Here is a 19062-nt window from a genome sequence, read left to right as displayed (position 1 = left end):
CGATTGCCGCAGTAATTTATTTGGGAGTTGAGCGAAGAAGTTGTTCTCATTTCATGCCCTTCGAGAACTCCCACAATTAAATTGGTTCGATCGTTCGGATTTTAGTCCTCTGATTTTCATTCTTGACTTGCATTCCGAACGCTCGAACCAGATCGCGGTTATTTTACCGGACATGATATCGCCCGCAGAGGAATACTTGTTTTCCGATTTAAGTCGTGGAGAGCCAAAAAGTTTGTAGGTTAGTTGTGGAGCCAATCTCCAATCTAAAATCTCACATCGATGGGATCGGAAGAATTCGCGGTTTCGCCCGACGACTCCGACTGCGATTGACTGCTGTAAAATCGCTGGCTAATCCCCAAACTAACTTGCTTCATGCCCCAATACAAAACAGCAATTACCGCAAAAGTTGCAGCCATTACCACCACCGGACGCTTACCAATCAAGTCATTCATTACGGTGTTAACCAACGCATCGGGATTCGTCAGGATGTCCCAAGTGTTGAAGCGGATAAATCGCCCTAAATAAATGCCGAGCGCCGAAAGTGCGTGTATAGTTATCTCCGTTGCCAGGATAAATCTACCCCAACCCTGTTGCTTCAAATAGTAACCTAAACTCATCACCGACAGCACGTAAGCTTCAAATCCCGCCAGCATAAACACCAGATACTGGGGAATCAGCGCCAATGTCACCACCCACACCGAGTGTCCCTCTTTAATCTGGCGGATCAGGTGAATGATATCAGTTAAAACGTAGGGTGCATTGGGCAAAAATGCGATAAACCAGAAAAAACCGCCCCACCAGCGGAGAGAGCGAACTCCGCGCTGCCGCAGCACCCAAATGTCTGCAGCCATCAGTGCCAGCGTAATGGCGATCGCCCCCAAAACGTAAGTTTTGCCCACATCTTGTACAATGTGCTTCAGATAGGCTAAAACATGGCGCGTGCTGGGCAAAAAAGTAGCGCCCAGGAGAATGCACGTACCCCACAGCAGCCAGCGCGATCGAGGTTTGCGGAACAGCCAAAAACTCAGGCCCAGCGGTACTAAACCTAAAAACAAATTCCAAGACATCCAGCGGACATTGTGTCCCATTGCTGCGATCGCTTCCAGGATTAATTCCATCATGTCAGTTTTTATACAATTAAAGGTTTCATGCAGCACCGCTGAGGGAGCAGCTTGCATCTATCTTAGCCGCTTTTTTACATCGTTTTATCTCTCTTAACGCTCTTAACCCAAGCGTATTGGGCTATAGCAGTTCTCAAGTGAGTGAGGTATTGACCAATCAATCAAAAAATCCTCAATCCCCCAATCGCCCAATCCCCCAATCTAAAATCTCAAATCTCAAATCCCAAATCGACAGTGAGTGAGGTATTCACCAATCAATCAAAAAATCCTCAATCCTCCAATCTAAAATCTCAAATCTCAAATCCCAAATCGACTAGGTTTTGCCGATCGGGATTTCGATCGCAAAAGTCGTGCCGCATCCTGTGGACGAGATACACTCAATCTTGCCCTTGTGCTTTTCTACCACAATCGAGTGCGCGATCGACATTCCCAACCCCGTACCTTTACCCACAGCTTTTGTCGTAAAAAACGGGTTAAAAATGCGATCGACTATCCCCTGCGGAATGCCCGTACCGTTGTCCGAAATTTCCACCCTCACAGTGTTCTGGGCCGTTACACCAGTGCAAATACCAATCCGCCCGGGATTTGTCTCTGCTTCCGGAACCGACAACTTGTGATATCGTTCTTCAATAGCATCAATTCCATTAGCAAGAATATTCATAAACACCTGATTCAGTTGGCTCGCATAGCACTCCACCGGCGGCAGTTTCCCGAACTCCTTAATTACTTCAATTTCCGGGCGCCTGTCGTGACTCTTTAAGCGGTGCTGCAAAATTAACAAAGTGCTCTCAATTCCCGCGTGAATATCAACGGGCTTCATTGCCGATTCGTCCAGCCGCGAGAAATTTCTGAGGGACAACACAATTTGCCGGATGCGCTCGGTTCCTACCTGCATCGAACCCACAACTTTTCTTAAATCCTCAGCCATGAAATCCAAATCTATCTCTTGAATGCGAGCGAGAATTTTTGAATTAGGTTCGGGATACTCGTGTTCGTAAAGAGTCACCAGATCGAGCAACTGTTTGGTATACTGGTTGAGATAATCAATGTTAGCGTGAATGAAGTTAACGGGATTATTAATTTCGTGAGCTATCCCGGCAACTAATTGGCCCAAAGAAGACATTTTTTCAGTTTGAATGAGCTGAGTTTGAGTAGAGCGCAATTCCAGCAGCGCTGACTCTAAATCTCGGGCTTTTTCTCTTTCTCGCGCCTCGCTTTGTCGCAGTGCTTCCTCTGCTTGCTTGCGAGTCGTAATATCCTGGGAAACTCCAATTATTACCTTAACCTGACCGTCAGCATTCCTGCTAAAAATAGTATCCCGACTTTGCAGCCACAACAATTGACCGTCTGCTGCCCGCACCCGGTACTCAATTTCCCTAGTTTCGCCATCTTCAATTCCTGCAAAGCTGGCGTGATGTTTCACAATTTTAGGCAAATCTTCCGGGTGTATTAACTGAGGCATCAGTGACGAATCCATCGCTGTAATGTCGTCGCTGGTATAGCCCAAAAGCCGGAGCATTGAAGTATTAGTGTAGATATTTCGCTGTTCTTCCAAGTCGTAGAGATACAAAATACCGGGAGTAGCATCAGCTACTTTTTTAATGAACTGCTGGCTTTCTTGCAAAGCTAACTCAGCTTGCTTGCGATCGGTAACATCAATGGTGATGCCGTCCCAAAGAATATCGCCGTTTTCTTTAGATTCAGGCCGCGAAATTGACTGAAACCAGCGAATCTTGCCTGAAGGCAGCACCAGCCGTCCTTCCCACTGCCAAGGCTGCAAAGTTTGCGCTGCAATAGCAACTGATTCGTAATAATCTTTGCGGTCGTCTGGATGAACTAAATCTATTAGCAAAGCCGCATTTTTCCGAACAGCTTCTGATTCTAACTCAAAGATTGCTCGGCAAGCAGGACTGGCGTAAGGGAAACTGACAGAGCCATCTGCACGCAACAAACATTGATAAATCATTCCCGGCAAATTAGCCGATAGCTTTTGGAATCTTGCCTCGCTTTCCCGCAGTGCTGACTCTGCTTGTTTGCGCTCCGTAATGTCAGTAATTGAACCAACCATGCGGACTGCTTTTCCAGATTCATCCCACAAAGCTTGTCCCCGACTGAGTATCCATTTGTAGGCGCTTTGGTAGCACCACCAGCGGTATTCGATGATATAATGCGGCGTTTTCCTGTTTAAATGATTTTGGAGAGCTTGCATTACTAAGGCTAAATCGTCGGGATGCGTGTTTTTGTTCCATTGGTCAAAGTAATCGAGCATTGGGATGTGTTCGTATCCGGTGATTTCCTTAAATCGATCGGACACGAAGATTTCTCCTGTTTGCAAGTTCCAATCCCAAATGCCGTCATTGTTACCTTTGAGCGCTAACTGCCAGCGTTCTTCTGTTTGCATCAATTGAGCAGTTCTCTGTTTGACTCTAGTTTCTAGTTCTTGATTGAGCTGTTTGAGACTTTCTTCTGCCTGTTTCCGCTCGATCGCAATTCCTGCTAAATGCCTGACAGATTCTATCAATTGCAGCTCAAAACTTTGGGGAGTGCGCGGTTGGGAATAATACATTCCCCAAGTCCCCAAAACTTTACCCTGAGATGAGAAAATAGGAGTTGACCAGCAAGCTTTAAGTCCCAAACTTAAGGCTAAATCTCGATAATTTTTCCACAAAGGAGCGCTGGCAATATCTGTAACGATCACCTGTTGGCCGGTAAAGGCAGCAGTGCCGCAGGAGCCTACATCCGGGCCGATGGCTCTGCCATGAATAGCAGCATTGTAACTGTCGGGTAAACTGGGCGCGGCTCCGTGCAGTAAATGTTCGCCATCTGGAGCTAGAAGCAATATCGAACCGATGACATCTCTAGATTGCTGCTCGATAATTTGAACTAAAGTATTTAAAGTATCGCTCAGAGGAGCGCCCTTAGCAATCCTTTCTAAAATTTGTTTTTGACCAGTCAACCAACTTTCAGCTTGCTTGCGCTCCGTAATGTTGCGGGCCACCAACAGAACCGTGTTTTCTTTCAGTGGCGAAATGGTAGCGGCAAACCACGTTTGTACGCTGGCAATTTCCAGGTTATATTCAAAAGTACAGGTTTGATTTGTACCAAGGGCGGTGCAAATTTGCTCCTGAAAAATATCTGCCATTTCTGGAGCGAATAAATCGCTGATTTTTTTGCCGACAAGTTCTGCAGGCGGTTTGTATAAAAGTCCGGGATTTGTCGGGGCAATTTTCAGGTAGCGTCCTTCAATATCAATCACCAAAATTACGTCGTTCATGGCAGCGAACAAAGCTCGAAGTTCCGATTCAGAAGCTTGCAGGGCGATTTCAGCTTGTTTGCGATCGCTAATGTCGCGCCCCACTCCTTGACACTCAATCAAGCTGCCCGTACTGTCAAAAATCCCCCGATTCATCCACTGCTGCCAGCGAGTTTCCCCTGTTTCGAGAACGACGCGGTGTTCACAGGTAACGACGGGGTTTTCTAGGCTTAGAGAACTGAAACTGCGACTGATAATTTCTCGGTCTTCTGCCGGCATTAAGGGCATAAAAGTATGGCCCTCCAAATCCGATCGCGATTTATTGAAATAGCGGCAGTAGACATCGTTGACAAAAGTCAAAACTCCGCTCGGCAAGAAACGGCAAATCAGTTCGGTTTGGTCTTCAATAATTGCCCGATAGCGAGATTCGCTCTCAAGCAGCGCGGCTTCTGCTAAGACGCGATCGCTAATATCCGTCCCGATACAAAGCAGTCCTGCCAAATTTCCCTTCGCATCTAGTAAAGGTTTATTTGTCCACGCTATCCACACCCTTTCTCCATTGCTGCGGATGTTTTCATTTTCCTTTTGGAAGTATTTTTCCGGCTGTGCCAAACAGTCTCGAATCATTGCCGCGAGGTCACTTTCGGATAAATCTGTTTTCGGTATAATTGTGCCGATCGCACTTTTGCCAAGAATTTCTGCTTCTGAATACCCGAAAAAATTTTCCGCAAACTCATTAAAAAAAGTAATCTTGCCTTCACTGTCTAACTGCACAATAATGCTGTTAGCATTCTCAACCAGTTGCCGGTACTTAGCTTCGCTCGATCGCAGCATCGATCGGCCGTACACCCAGGTAAAAACCGCCACAGAGCTGAAAACCGCCAGCAAGCCGCCTCCTGGGAGCAACCACCCCCGCAGCGGCGAATTCTCGGGCCATCCGGACGCCGGAATTGCTGCCAACTGCCAGGAACCGTTGGGCAAAATCACTTCCAGAACTACCGGATTGTTCTGAAAAATCGACTTGTCGCCGAAAAACACCTCGCCTGACACTCCCTTCGCGTCTTTCCCCCGCACAGCGTATTGCAGCTTGGCCGAGGGATCGTTGAGTCCCGCTTCCTCAAGCAGGGCATTTTTGTCGAGGATCAGGCCGATCAACCCCCAGTAAACTCCTGTTTCGGGCTCGGCGCCGGAGGGTGTGAGAAAAATGGGCGATCTGCTGACGAAGGCCACGCCCCCCTCCAACAATTCCACGGGCCCAGCAAGCAAAGTTTTTCTGGTTTCGATGACATCTTTGACCATTTGCCGCTGTTTGGGTAGCGTCATCAAGTCAACCCCGATCGCCCCTTCATTTCCCTCCTGCGGATAAATGTAAGCGATCGTCGTGCCTTTAACTAAAGTTATGTTGCGAATGCCGGTTTGCTGCGCCAGCAGAATTCTCGCCGTCGCTGCAAACTCGGCTTCGGTGATGTTTGGGTTGTGGGAAATGTCAGCCACCAAACCCCGCATCAAAAACAGCCGGGAATTCAAAGACCCTTCCAGCTTAGAACGGACTGTGCTGAGCCGATCGATCGTGCTAGCGCGGTTGTGCTGCAAAAATCGCTGTTGTTCCGATCGGTCTAAAATCCCAACTCCGAGCAAAATTGCTATTAATGCCGAAATTGCTGCTAAATAGGGTGTAATTTGGAATTTTTTCACCTTAAAGTATTCCATCTGTCAGCAATTAAAGTATATTTTTACGTCTTTAGATAGATTTAGTTTAATTCTATTTTTCTAGCCAGATGCAAGATTTCCGGCATACGGGGCTTTTGGTAAGCCGGCGCGATTTTTTTGTATTATGGCAAACCCGCCACCGAGATCCGGCGATCGGGCGAGGGTGCACGCACCCGCACCGAGATCGGGCGGGAGCGCGCACTCGAAAGACGGGAGTTATTGGCTAAAATAGGGTTAGCAATAATTTTTTTCAGCGCTGGGCGCGAATTAAAATAGGGACAATTTGATGCAGGAACAGTTGATGGAAGCGATCGCACCTTACCGCGATCGAGTAGATTATCTAGAAGTTCGCCTCGAACAAAGCGAGTCAACTGCGATTAGTTTTCGCGGCCCTCAGTTAGATGCAGTCAACCGCAGTTTCAGTCTCGCCGGCGGCATCCGCGCCTGTCACAAAGGCGGCTGGAGTTTTGTAACATTTAACGGTTTAGCTGAGTTAAAAGCCCGCATTGAAGAAGCTGTCGTGCAGTCTCGTTTAGTTGGCAGCGAAAAAACTCTACTAGCAGATGTCACCCCGATTCAAGATTATGTAGCGGTGGAATTGGGTCGCGACCCGCGCTCTATTACTCTAGCAGAAAAACGCAAGTTGCTCGAATCTTACAATCAGTTGCTGTTAGATTACGACCCGCGAATTCAGACGACAATGGCGGGTTACAGCGATAGATTTGGGATTACTTATTTTGTGAATTCTCAAGGCACTTGCATTGCTCAAGAGCGTTTGGACGTGACGGGGCGCTTCGGGGCGATCGCCCGCGGTGAAGGTGGGGTCGTCCGTCAAGGGTTTGAATCGATTCATTCGCGATCGGATTACGGTGTCTTGACAAATATTGAAGATCGTGTTAAGAGTGCTGCGGTTCGAGCTGTGGGCCAACTAGAAGCAAAACCGGTGAAAGGCGGCCAGTATCCGGTGATTTTAGACCCTTATTTGTCGGGGGTGTTTATTCACGAAGCTTTCGGTCATTTGTCGGAAGCAGACGGCATTTACGAAAACCCGAAAATGCAGGAATTGTTGACTTTGGGCAAGCCTGTGGCGATCGAACAATTGAACGTAATTGACGATGCAACCTTGCCGGGATTGCCGGGAACTTTGAAATACGACGACGAAGGCGTGCCGGCTCAGTGCAAGCATTTAATTAAAAATGGAGTTTTAGCTGCGAGAATGCACAATCGCGAGACTGCGGGCAAAATGGGCGAAAGTCCGACGGGAAATGCTCGGGCTCTGAGCGCTACTTTTATGCCGTTGGTGCGGATGACTAATACTGCGATCGAATCTGGCGCACATTCTTTTGACGAAATGGTGGGCGACATTGAGGAAGGAGTGTATGCAGTGCGGATGTTGGGAGGACAAACCAACGGCGAAATGTTTACCTTTGCCGCGGCCCAAGGCTTCATGATTCGCGACGGCAAATTGGCCGAACCGGTGAGCGATGTCACTTTAAGCGGCAATGTATTTCAGACTTTAAAGGATATTGAGTCGATCGGCAACGACTCAGTTTATGCCTACGGCGGTTGCGGCAAAGGCGGCCAAAGCGGTTTAGCTGTCAGCGTCGGCGGCCCCCATTTGCGGATTAAAAATGTTGTAGTCGGAGGAAGATAAGATTATTTTCGATTTCAGATTTTAGATTTTCGATTGGGGATGACTCAATGAGACGTAAGGTGCGCATTGCGCACCCAAAAGTTCAATAAAAAACCCGGTTTCTTCAAGAAACCGGGTTTTTTTCTACCAACTAAGAGAGGAGTGAAAACTCAACAGGTAGCGGTTGCGGGAATTCTGCATTTCTCGCGCAACCCTCTCAACCAAACTACGGGCAAATTTTAGTTGCAGCTTCTTAAAGCTGTCTCATCTCGTCTTCAAGCACCCGAACCAAATCTTGATTACCGCTGGCTCTGGCTACTTCGATGCGGTGCATGAGTTGCTTTTGAATGTTAGCGCGGTGGGTTTCAGCGATTTTTTTTACGTTTTGGCGATTTGTGTTCATGGTGGACGTTCCTTATATTTAATTTGGTGTAGTTGCTACTTCTCTAATATAGCGCTAAATTCCAAAAAGTATCTAATTTTACAAAAAATTTACAGTTATTGACCGATCGACCACAATAGTGTATACTATTTGCCATAAGTCAATAGCGAGATCTTGACAATTTCCACAATCTAAATAGTAGGGGCCGGCTCTCCTCCCCGCAAATAATATAATTCCGCAGTAGGGAAACGGCATTGCCCAAAGCCGTGTCAACAACCAGGCTAAAAACCTTTGTATCTCTGGTTTGTATCGAAGTCTAGATCCTCCTCGCATACCCCCTACTCGACCCCTACTCCCCAGATTGTCGGGGGACTTCGATCCTGCTCTTGTTCCCCCCGAATCGTTCCCTATGCTCGATAAATATCTTTTTTAATGAGAAAATTGACCAAAGTAACTACTTGTGTAGTATATTTCCGGGCGAGATCCTCAAAAGGATGAACTGCGCGATCGTTCGCATCTAAGTGGCCGCTTGGCGTGCGGCAAATGCTAAGCAGGTGATGAGCGTGCCGATCCGTCGGAAAGTGCGATCCTCTTCGAGGGCTGCGCTAACGGCCCACAGTAAGCCGCCGGGAAGGTAAGGTGCAAGGTTAAGTCCTTCTTAGCAAATTTAGTCCTGGACGCACGGGTGGCCAGAAACCGGGTTTTTTCGAGAAGACTCGTTGTGATTCGCAGAAGGGGGAAAAAACCCGGTTTCTTTGTCGGAGTGCGTCCAGGACGACTAATCTGATTCCAAACGTTTTAATAACTCTTTAGGTGATAAAATTGGTAAGGTTGCACCGACGAAATCTCCTGCATCGCGGGTGACGATCGCCTCCAGGTTATCGGAGAGCGCACAAGCTAACTGTACGGCATCTTCAAAATCGCTCCAATTAGATGCAAATGCTATTTCCAAAACCTCGCGATCGACGGCTGATACTTTCATTAATGCTAGTGTTTCAGAATAGCTTGCCTAGCGCGATCGAGGCTGCGAGTTTGCCTTCTGACAATGTAGAAAATATTTGTTAAGGTTGTTGCTGTTACATATCCGTCAATTTGCTCATTTTCGATCGCCTCAAATAAAGCATCAGCATCCTCTACAAACGGTTCTCGCTCTAGCAAACTATCGAGGATAATGTTGGTGTCTATTAATACCTTCATTTTAGGTATTTCTCCACCAAACGTTTTTCTAACATTGCTGCAACTTCGGCATCTGTTGGGGGTGGCAGATCAGTTTTTGCTAGCCCTCTGAGTCGCTTGGCCGCACCTTTGCGATCGCGGCGCAATCTAATTTTAACTTCGGTATTTGTTGGGGGTAGTGCATCAGTTTTTGCTAGCCCCGTCATGGGTTCCAGGAAGTTATCTGGTAGGGATTGTGGGGGTCTGAGTTCCCGTCTGATGGACTCAACAATCGCGTTGACTAGAGCTAATCTGTCGGTAACTGATAGTTTGTGCGCTTCTCGGCTTAAGGGCAGCCAAGGTATTTGTGGTATTTGGGATTCGTTCATATTTTTTATATTTTGATATTTTCTGGGTCTATATTAGCAAATTTGGGATTGACGAAGGGGTGGCCAGAAACCGGGTTTTTCCCTTGAATACTCGTTGTGATGCGTAGATTCGGCCAAAAACCCGGTTTCTTTGGGGCTTATGCGCGATCGTAGAAACCGAATTTTTTCGAGAATTCATTGATGATAATTGAATTAGATTTGCCAGTCGGTTTTAACCGACTTTCGCTATGAGACGGGGAATTGATTCCCCGGCGGAGTTGTGGGTGAATCGGAAAACTATTAAATGCCAAAGATTTTGGGTAAGCCCGACAGTCCGCCAGGGGTTAAAAACCCCTGTCTCATAGCGAAAGTCCTCTGAAAGAGGACTGATGAGTTCTTGAGTTTTTTTGGCAAAGAATACAACTGTGTTGTGTCCCTATAAATGATATTTATTCTACCGTTTGTAGGGACACGGCACTGCCGTGTCCTGAATTTTTGGTGCTTAATGCCACCTCCTAAATGCCGCGTCTTTACTACTTGCGATCGAGCTAAATGCTGAGACTATCCTTACCCAAATTATCGAGAAATTCTTGCAGCGAATCGCGCCAACTGCGAACCATATCGCGATTAGGAGCAATGGCTAAAGATCGATCGAACATTTCCAGCGCCTCTTGCCAATTCTTGAGTGCTTCCTGTCTCTCAGATAATTTTTCTTGCAAATCACCCAGACATCGCAGCGCATTCCCTTTGTTGGTGAGAGCAGCGATAAAATCCGGTGCAATAAGTAACACAGAATTATAGGCAGCGATCGCCTCAAAGTAAGACTGTTTTGCCGCCTCAAATTCACTTAGCCCTGCTTGCAATTCACCCAGACCTCGCAGCGCAATCCCTTTGTTGTTGAGAACACCGATATCATCCGGTGCAATAAGAAAAACAGAATTCAAGGCAGCGATCGCATCAAAGTAAGACTGTTTTGCCGCCTCAAATTCACTTAGCCCTGCTTGCAAATCACCCAGACTTAACAGCGCCTTCCCTTTGTTGTTGAGAGCACAGATATCATCCGGTGCAATAACTAAAGAAGAATTACAGGCAGCGATCGCCTCAAAGTAAGACTGTTTTGCAGCCTCAAATTCACTTAGCTGTGCTTGTAATTCACCGAGACCTCGCAGCGCATTCCCTTTGTTGTTGAGAACACAGATAGCATCCGGTGCAATAAGTAAAGCAGAATTCAAGGCTGCGATCGCATCAAAGTAAGACTGTTTTGCAGCCTCAAATTCACTTAGCCCTGCTTGCAAATCACCCAGACCTCGCAGCGCATTCCCTTTGTTGTTGAGAGCATTGATATAATCCGGTGCAATAAGTAAAGCAGAATTATAGGCTGCGATTGCCTCTGAGTAAGAAAGTTTTGCCGCCTCAAATTCACTTAGCTTTGCCTGTAAATTACCCAGAGATTTCAGCGCAATCCCTTTGTTCTTGAGAACGTCGATATCATCTGGTACAATAAGTAAAGCAGAATTATAGGCTGCAACTGCCTCAAAGTAAGACTGTTTTGCCGCCTCAAATTCACTTAGCTTTGCTTGCAAATCACCCAGACTTTGCAGCGCATTCCCTTTGTTGTTGAGAGCATTGATATCATCCGGTGCAATAAGTAAAGCAGAATTATAGGCTGCAACTGCCTCTAAATATTCCTGTCTTGCCTCTACATATCGAGCCAACCAAGCATAGTAATTTCCCTCCGATCGCGAAACTCTACCAAGCCAATAATCACTTTTAATCCACAACTCATCTCTAACTTCCAGCAGCGCCTCGCATTCCTTATAGCGACTCTTTCTCAAAGCTTCATCAAACACCTCTTTCCATTCTTCTACACCCCGCTGCCAATCCAAGCGATTAGCATGAAAAATGGCCTCCGCCGCATCCCCCACTTCCCGATAATGCCCCTCTAAAACCTCATGAGACCTGCGAGTTTTCGGATTATCGCGATCGGCATCCAAACGCCGCAATAAATCGTGAATCCGATACCAGTTATCCCCCCGCTTCTGCGATTTCCACACAAAGGAAAAACCCGTCAACATCTCAAAATTTGCACTGCTTGCCTGGAAGTGGCAACCAGCTCCCAATTTCACGTACAAATCCTCATCAAAAGCGCGGCAAGCACTCAGCGAATGCACGGCAGATCGTACTTCTCGATCGACATAACTCAGCAACCTATCTGTTAATTCCGCAGTCTTGTTTTCCAACTTCGGAATCCGCGCAAAATCCGACGACAGCAACTCAATTCCCCGCCTTCTTTCTGCCAGCACCGCATCCGCGCACAAACCCAAATAAAACGGATGTACCTGCAAATTCTCCAAATTATCAGCGGCATTGACGCTGGCATATTTAATTACAGCATCTGCCAAATCTGCCTTGTCAATCTCCACTTTGTGCAAGTAATCCCTCGCATCGGCGGGGGACAAATGCCACACCAATTGTGCATCTATATAATCTGCGGGAATCGGAAACTTCGACGCATTCGGCCACCGCAATTGCGTCACCGGACAATCTCGCCCCGCCACAGCAACCACAATCCCCAATTTGTAATCCAATGCCCTCAACAACCGCCGAAACCACTCATCTTGATACCAAAAAGTTGCGCCTTGAGAATTGCGTTTTTCATCCCACATTTTCTCGTGAGTATCGAACAGCATCACGAGGCGATCGGGTTTATTTTTGCCAGCCATTGCCGCATTCAAATCCTTCGCAAACAATTGCGGCAAACAGTCGGTTAACTCAGTATCAATATCTTGACGGCGAATTTTATCTGCTTTTTCGTCGCTGACACCGAGGCGATTTTGAATTAATTTCATCGCCCGCTTAATTCCGCCGAATTTATCTATCCCTTTGAGTACCGCCACCGCTTGCGCCACCACCGGAAAATCTGCAAAAGTTTCAACTACAGGTGCCACCAATTCCGCCACATCATCGGGGAAAAGTTGGTTGAGAGTTGCCTGTGATTCGCCTTTGTTCAGCAAATACCAAAAGCAAGCAAAGTCATAATTGGGAAATTTAAATTTATATTTCTTAGTTGCTGCTGCAACATTTCGCCGCAGCATCAGCAAGCCGTAAAATCTATCTTGCGGTTTATCTTCTTTAATCGGTATCAATCCGAAATCGTGTCTGACTGCGGGGATGGGAGTGTAGGTTTTAGCTGCTGCATAGCGGACGGAATTAGCAACTTCCGCGGCTTGCGATTCTGGGAGTTCGCGCCATTGTTGCCAAACCGGTGGCGAAAATCTTTTGCAGCAGTGAAACTCCAAGTGTTTTAGCAGCAAAGACTTGCCGTTGCCTCCAGCCCCGAAAAAATACAAAATTTGTTCCGGAGGCGGGTCTTCGTTTAAATAAAAGGCAAATCGGCGGGTAAATTCGTGTCTGTCGGTGAAGAGTTGGAGTTTGCGATCGTCCCCGATCGATTCGCTTTCAAAATCTTCGTCGTCAATTGGCATAAGTGTGCAGGTGAGGTGTTAATTTAATTATAAGCAAAAATTAGATTGAATCGGCGATTGAAATCGCTTCTACAAAAACAAAGTCCGCCTTCGCGGACTAAAAGAGCAAGGAAGTATTTAACCACAAATTGGCGTAATTCTTCAGTCCTCTTTAGAGGACTTTAGCTTTGAGGCAGGGGTTTAAACCCCTGCCGGATCGTGCCGATCGTGCAATATCTCAGAAACAAATAATTTTAGTGAAATTATTTAAGTACCTTGTGGCAAAGGTTGCAACAATTGGTGACAGAGAAATAGAGCTATGTTAAAACCGTAATCGATCGACCAGCAAAGCTATCTTAGAAAGGACGCTAGCGAAAGCACAGTCATGGCACCTCCCACTAATCCAAATCCGGCGGGTTCATCTGCAAAACAGTCTCTAGAGGCTGGGCTAGCAGCTTTGAAACAGCAGGATTACCCCACCGCGATCGCCCTTTTAGAATCCGTCACCCAAAGCGCTGCAAATCAACCGTCGGGAATCCGCGCCCAAATGGGATTAGTGGCGGCGTACAAAGCAACCGGAAATGTCAAAGGTGCGATCGCCCTGTGCACATCCCTCACCAAAAGCCCCAACACTCAAGTCAAAACTTGGGCCGATCGCACTTTAACCGAATTAACCCCGCCTCGCCCCCCAAAACCGCCAGAAACTCCCCCCGAAACAGGGTTTGTCGCCTTTGATGCAGGAACGGCACCGGCGAAAAAAACGCTTGGGGGCGATCGACCGATCCAAGACAAAAAAACAGGATTTTCACCGTTAGAGCCGACTGCCGCGCCGGGAAACACCAAATCGCAACATATTTCACCGCCGCCTGCACCCCCCAAACCGCCGATTCGCCCGACATCAGAGGGCGGGCCAGGGGGCACCGCCCCTACAGAAACCGCACCCGATGCAGAAAATAGCGGCGAAAACAGTTCCGGTTCCCCAACAGACATCCCCGGATTCGCCAGCCCAGATACTTACCAACTCACTTGGCGCCAAGCGGGGCGCACCAAAAGCCCGCGCCCCCTCAAACCCCTAAAGTTGCTCGGTTTTCGGCTCGAAGCATTTGCAAGTGTCATCGCCCTATTTTTCCTAGCCCGGTTTGTCCTGCAATTCCTGCTGACAAACACTAATTCTCTGTTAGTTCAGCTTTACATATTCACTAGGCTGCCTATTTTCGCGCCCATACAAATTTTTTACCGCGATCCGACTCCGTTTCTCCAGTTGGTTTTTGGATTGCTTTTGGCCTCGTCTCCCTGGCTGACAGACTTGCTGCTGAAACTGTTTGGCGGCGTCGAAACCCTGCGCGGCTCAGTTTTATCGAAGCGCAGCAAGGAAGCGACGCGGGTACTTCGCAGTTTTTGTACAAAGCAAAATATGCCCGTACCGGTGCTGAAACTTGTGCCGCTGAATGTTCCTGTAGCTTTCAGTTACGGCTGTTTGCCCCGTTTTGCTCGGATTTCTGTGAGTCAAGGGCTGTTGGATCAGTTGGCGGATGATGAAATTGCTGCTATTTTCGCGCGGGAGTTGGCGCATATCTCTCACTGGGATTTTGCGCCGATGTCGCTGGCGGTGCTGGTGCTTCAGATTCCTTACCTTATATATTGGCAGGCCGCGTTCTGGGGCGAGCGGTTGTGCGGTTTAATGACGATCGACTTTTTGCGTTCTGCTGTAAAAGTTGTGACGGCTGCAATTTCTGCCGCGAGTTACGGGATTTATAAGTTGTTGCGCTGGCCGGTGTTGTGGTTGTCGCGCCGCCGGGTGTATTTTAGCGATCGCACGGCTGCAGAAATTACCGGCAATCCTAACGGTTTGACGCGGGCACTGGCTAAAATTGCGATCGGCATTGCTGCAAATATCGAGCAGCAAAAACAAACTAGCTTTTTCCTCGAAAGTTTCGATTTATTGTTACCCGTAGGCGTCGCACAAGCTGTAACCCTTGGTTCTGCTGCATTGCGCGCGCCGCTGTCACAGATTTTGCTGTGGGATGTCAGCAATCCTCACCGCACTCCTTTGACGGTCAACAGCTCGCATCCTTTGGTGGGAGAGCGTTTGAAGTTGTTGGAGCTTTACGCTCAATTCTGGAAACTGGAGACTGAGTTGGATTTGGCGAGTCTGTCCCCGGAACCGCCCAAGAACGGAAAATTGTCTCTGTTTAAATCAATACTCGAATTTAAAGACTCAAAACTGTTTTTACAGGGTGCGCCGTTTTTTGGGATTCCGATGAGTTTGGCGATGGTGGCCCTGCTTTGGCTGATTGGGGGGATTTTGTCGAGGACGAGTATTTGGCTGTTGGATTGGCTTTGGGGCGATCGATCGATCTTTTGGGGCTGTTTGCCGATCGGATTTAGCATCGGTACTTTGATGCGGATCAATCATTTCTTCCCCGACATTACGCCGCGAGCAACCGCCGAGCCAACTTTGCCGGAAATTTTGTCAAATCCCGATACTCTGCCCGTAGATGCTCAACCTGTGCGCCTTTCCGGGCAACTTTTGGGTAGGTCTGGTATTGACAATTGGCTGGCACAGGATTTGATTTTGCAAACGGCGACGGGTTTGGTGAGGTTGCACTATGTTTCGAGGTTTGGGCCGATCGGCTCTTTGTACCCATTTTTGCTCAAACAGACGACTCGCCCCAGCGATTTGATCGGAAAACCCGTTGTGGCGACTGGTTGGCTGCGTCGAGGTGCTACTGTGGCGATCGACCTGGAAACTCTCCGCAGTCAAGGCGGCCGAGTCAGTGACAGCGGACATCCGATTTGGTCTGCGATTTTGGCCTTTGCTGCTGCTATTTGGGGCGCCTACATCATTCTCCAGGGCGGAAGATGAGAGGGGGAGAGGGGGAGAGGGGGAGAGGGGGAGAGGGGGAGAGGGGGAGATTGTTTGATTAGTTTTGAGGCGAAATTTAAATATACAATTTTAATGCTGTACAGCTTGGTTATCAGATTGCCGCGCGAGTCGCCCACAACGCCGAGCCGGAGAGGAGTTTTGATTTAAACGGCGAATGGGCGATCGGCTCCAGGATCTGCTTATGGCAAACCCTACAGCCCTCTTCCCTCTTCCCTCTTCCCTCTTGCTTCTGTCACAGGTCAACTGTCAACTGTCAACTGTCAACTGTCAACTCTTCCTTCGTAAAGAAAAGTTGCTTTTTTGCCGACATTCTGTTACATTTATTTACATGAATTGGATTGAACCAAATAGCGCAATAACTTCAGTTGACTAAAATTGCTAAGGCATTGCGTAAAAATTGTCAACCTCCCAACACAGCAAGTTCAGCCAGCCGCTTGTCGGCTGTTTTTTTTCGACAGCCAATGAAAGCTCTGCGGGATGAATTCAGAAAAATGATTCAGATGCGGTTTTAGTTCAATTGGGCGTGAAATCTTCCTAAATAACTAGCTCTGTTACCAAGGCTGTGATACCTTTAAAGAATGGTCGGACGCTGCCGGGCCCTCAAATCGGGATACCGGGTAAATGAGCAGTCCTCAGCATTAGGAGCGAGATTAGAAGTGAGGTAAGATGACTGGCCCAAAAAATGTTAGCGATTTTCTCCCTCACTGTATTAGACTGAATACTGGCATTCCGATCGCTTGCAATTGACATCCTTGGACATAAATTTCTACACGGCGCTGGCTATAAACATTCTGAATCAAAACCGGAAGCAAGTAATACAGAATAGCCAATAGCCTCAACATTTGAGTGATGACTAAAAGTTTACACAACAACCTGAGATTTAAAAGCTCTCTGCATCGGCGGTTAAGTTCCGGCCTTATCAGAGTAAATCATCTTTTTGTTCTAAAAGGTGGGGGGATCTGTCAAGGTTGGTGGGAGGAATGCGCAAATTCTGCGGTTGTGCGGTGTTTCTGGGGGTCAATATTCAGTTGACTTCAGGTAATTCTGTTCGAGCAAATTAATTAAAATCCAAGTCAGGAGGAATTTTTCATGTCTATTCGTCTTTATGTTGGCAATCTACCCAAGGAACTCGATCGCCAAGAATTGCAAGAAGTTTTTGCACCGGAGGGCGAATCTGTTACCACAAAGGTAATTACAGACCGCAAAACTGGTAAATGCAGGGGATTTGGTTTTGTGACGGTGCTCACCGACGAACAAGCCGACCAAGTTATTGAGAAATACAACGGCTTGATGTTCAAAGAAAACCCGCTGAAAATAGAGAAGGCACTGCCCCGCTCTAAGGGTAAATCTGAGAAGGGCGAAGACGATCAGCAGCAGTCATCGTCGCCTGCTTCACCGCAGTTGGTGTCCGCGTCGGCGTCGCAGCCTGTGCCTGTACCTGCGCCGCAGCAACAGAAGCGCGAGGCTCCCCCTACCCAAGGTGGAGGCGGCGGTTCTAGCAAAAGCAATCGCCGTCGGGGTGACAACAACAAGTCTCGCCGCAATCAGTCGGCAACAACGGTGTCGAGCGCCGATTCCGGTTCGGTGCAGCCAGATCCGCGCTGGGCGAGCGCTCTGGAAGAACTCAAGCAAAGATTGGTGGAAGCTCAGACTACTAATTAGTCGAAAATGGCGGCTAGTTGCTGCTGTCTTTCGACTGCGGTTGACTGATTTTATTTGGAAGTGCGATCGAGAATTAGGCTTTTTGATTGATTCTCGATCGCACTATTTTCTGCTAAAAAACCTCTCATATCTAGCAGTCCGGTAAAATAACCCCGATCGAACCAGTCCCAATTCTTTAATCGAAAAAGGTATAAGTCCTGTTTATTCGAGAGCCGAGAACTCGATCGTCTCAATAAAGTCGAAAATCTTGTTCATAATCCCCTCAACTTCAGACTCAAGGGAACCCAATTCGTCTTTGTCCTGATAAATTCGCTGACAGCTTACCGTGTAGCAAAAATCGTCAGCGACAAAAGCCATAAGTCCCCGGTAAGCATCCAGCCGAGTCAGAGGGCCCTCGTTTTCTTGCACGCTGAGAGTTGCACCCGCAGGCATATCGACAACCGCAAAATAAGCTTCTTCATCTTCTAAATATTCCGTGTGGAGTAACTTAGAATTAGGAACATTAGCAAGAATTGCCTGAGAAACAAAATTGTCGAGAAAAGACTTGAGATAAGCTTCCTCGCCAACTGACTCGATTGTTTCTTCCACTTCACCAGCAATCGGGAAATAATCAATTTTCAGCAAAACGCCAAAGTCGTCAGAAAATGCGACACAGCCTTCTTCCTCGTCAATTCTACCGCCTTTTTGCTCGTCAACTGGAATCGGGACGCTAAAATTGCCTTCAGGAGATACGTACAATGGCCCATCTAAATCTAAATCAGGTTCTTCCTCCTCTACTTCCGAGTATGCAGCAATTACATCATCGATAATTTCCTCAGCTTCCTCATCCTCTACACCTAATACTTGCTGAAATTCCTGGAGAAAAGGCAGGTGCTTCTGGGATATTTCTCCATCGGCGACAAACATTGCTGCGGTGATGGCAAAAGTATCCAACACTAACTCATCGGGCATTGATTCCCAAGCAGTATTAAATAATGCTCCAAAACCGTCTTGGGCGATAATACCTGCGAGTTTTTGAAACATTGCTGACATATCATCTTCCAAGTATTCAGCAAATATTTCTGAGTCCCAAAGTATGCTTTCTAAGATATCAGCATCCGCGTCAGGGGAATTTGCCTCGGCTGCGACAAGCGCTACCGCCGCTACGGATTCCTCTGGAGTCAAGCTGGCTTCGGATTTGTCTTCTGAATTGAATATTTTATCAAACTTGCTCACAGGTTTTGCTCCAAAGAGTGTTTAGTTTTGCTATTCATAGCAAATTTATGACATAAAAAGATAGTCGTCTGGGATACATTTACGGCGTTGCAAAATCCCGCCAGTCAATGTAGGGCGGCTGCGGATCGCAAGGCGTGTCAACAACCAGCTCAAAAGTAGTATCAGTCTACTGTGTGAGTCCACAGTCTTTGAGATTCCCCCCTACCCCCCCT

11 protein-coding genes are annotated in these 19062 nt (G+C 47.5%); 3 read left to right on the top strand and 8 right to left on the bottom strand.

Annotated elements, in window-relative coordinates; translation table 11 throughout:
• Positions 1-263: 263 nt before the first annotated feature.
• Positions 264-1121 (bottom strand): DUF1361 domain-containing protein, encoded by an 858-nt coding sequence (locus QUB63_RS26330; protein WP_442921778.1) that lies wholly within the window; start codon positions 1119-1121, stop codon positions 264-266.
• Between the two features lie 313 nt (positions 1122-1434).
• Positions 1435-6069, bottom strand: coding sequence for a PAS domain S-box protein (locus QUB63_RS26325; RefSeq protein WP_332948312.1), 4635 nt, complete (start codon positions 6067-6069; stop codon positions 1435-1437).
• 301 nt (positions 6070-6370) lie between these two features.
• On the opposite strand from QUB63_RS26325, the gene QUB63_RS26320 reads away from it, so the two are divergent.
• Entirely contained in the window at positions 6371-7738 is a 1368-nt protein-coding gene (locus QUB63_RS26320) for a TldD/PmbA family protein (RefSeq protein ID WP_332948311.1), read from the top strand.
• Positions 7739-7970: 232 nt separating this feature from the next.
• On the opposite strand, the gene pirA is transcribed toward QUB63_RS26320, so the two are convergent.
• From pirA to QUB63_RS26295, 5 genes are all read right to left on the bottom strand, one after another.
• Positions 7971-8120: an arginine synthesis PII-interacting regulator PirA gene (pirA, locus tag QUB63_RS26315; RefSeq protein WP_293143575.1), complete on the bottom strand. Its 150-nt coding sequence runs from the start codon at positions 8118-8120 to the stop codon at positions 7971-7973.
• 757 nt (positions 8121-8877) lie between these two features.
• On the bottom strand, positions 8878-9081 hold the full coding sequence (locus QUB63_RS26310; protein ID WP_332948310.1) for a PIN domain-containing protein: 204 nt from the start codon (positions 9079-9081) through the stop codon (positions 8878-8880).
• Positions 9082-9086: 5 nt separating this feature from the next.
• On the bottom strand, positions 9087-9296 hold the full coding sequence (locus QUB63_RS26305) for a PIN domain-containing protein (RefSeq protein ID WP_332948309.1): 210 nt from the start codon (positions 9294-9296) through the stop codon (positions 9087-9089).
• Positions 9293-9643 carry a hypothetical protein gene (locus QUB63_RS26300; RefSeq protein WP_332948308.1) on the bottom strand — a complete coding sequence of 117 codons (351 nt, stop codon included), beginning with the start codon at positions 9641-9643 and terminating at the stop codon, positions 9293-9295. Before QUB63_RS26300 ends, QUB63_RS26305 begins: the two co-directional genes overlap by 4 nt.
• A 527-nt stretch (positions 9644-10170) precedes the next feature.
• Complete coding sequence (locus tag QUB63_RS26295; protein ID WP_332948307.1) at positions 10171-13107, bottom strand: tetratricopeptide repeat protein; 2937 nt, start codon at positions 13105-13107, stop codon at positions 10171-10173.
• Positions 13108-13471: 364 nt separating this feature from the next.
• Here QUB63_RS26295 and QUB63_RS26290 point away from each other — a divergent pair, with 364 nt between their 5' ends.
• Entirely contained in the window at positions 13472-15952 is a 2481-nt protein-coding gene (locus tag QUB63_RS26290) for a zinc metalloprotease HtpX (protein WP_332948306.1), read from the top strand.
• 1110 nt (positions 15953-17062) lie between these two features.
• Complete coding sequence (locus QUB63_RS26285; RefSeq protein WP_332948305.1) at positions 17063-17635, top strand: RNA recognition motif domain-containing protein; 573 nt, start codon at positions 17063-17065, stop codon at positions 17633-17635.
• A 201-nt stretch (positions 17636-17836) separates the two neighbouring features.
• Here the strand turns inward: QUB63_RS26285 and QUB63_RS26280 are convergent, their stop codons facing one another.
• Positions 17837-18850, bottom strand: a complete 1014-nt coding sequence (locus tag QUB63_RS26280; protein WP_332948304.1) for a tellurite resistance TerB family protein — start codon at positions 18848-18850, stop codon at positions 17837-17839.
• Positions 18851-19062: the final 212 nt, after the last annotated feature.

Origin of the sequence: Microcoleus sp. ARI1-B5 (assembly GCF_036705795.1) — a bacterium.
Classification (GTDB): Bacteria; Cyanobacteriota; Cyanobacteriia; order Cyanobacteriales; family Microcoleaceae; genus Microcoleus.
This window is presented reverse-complemented; position numbering and strand designations above follow the sequence as displayed.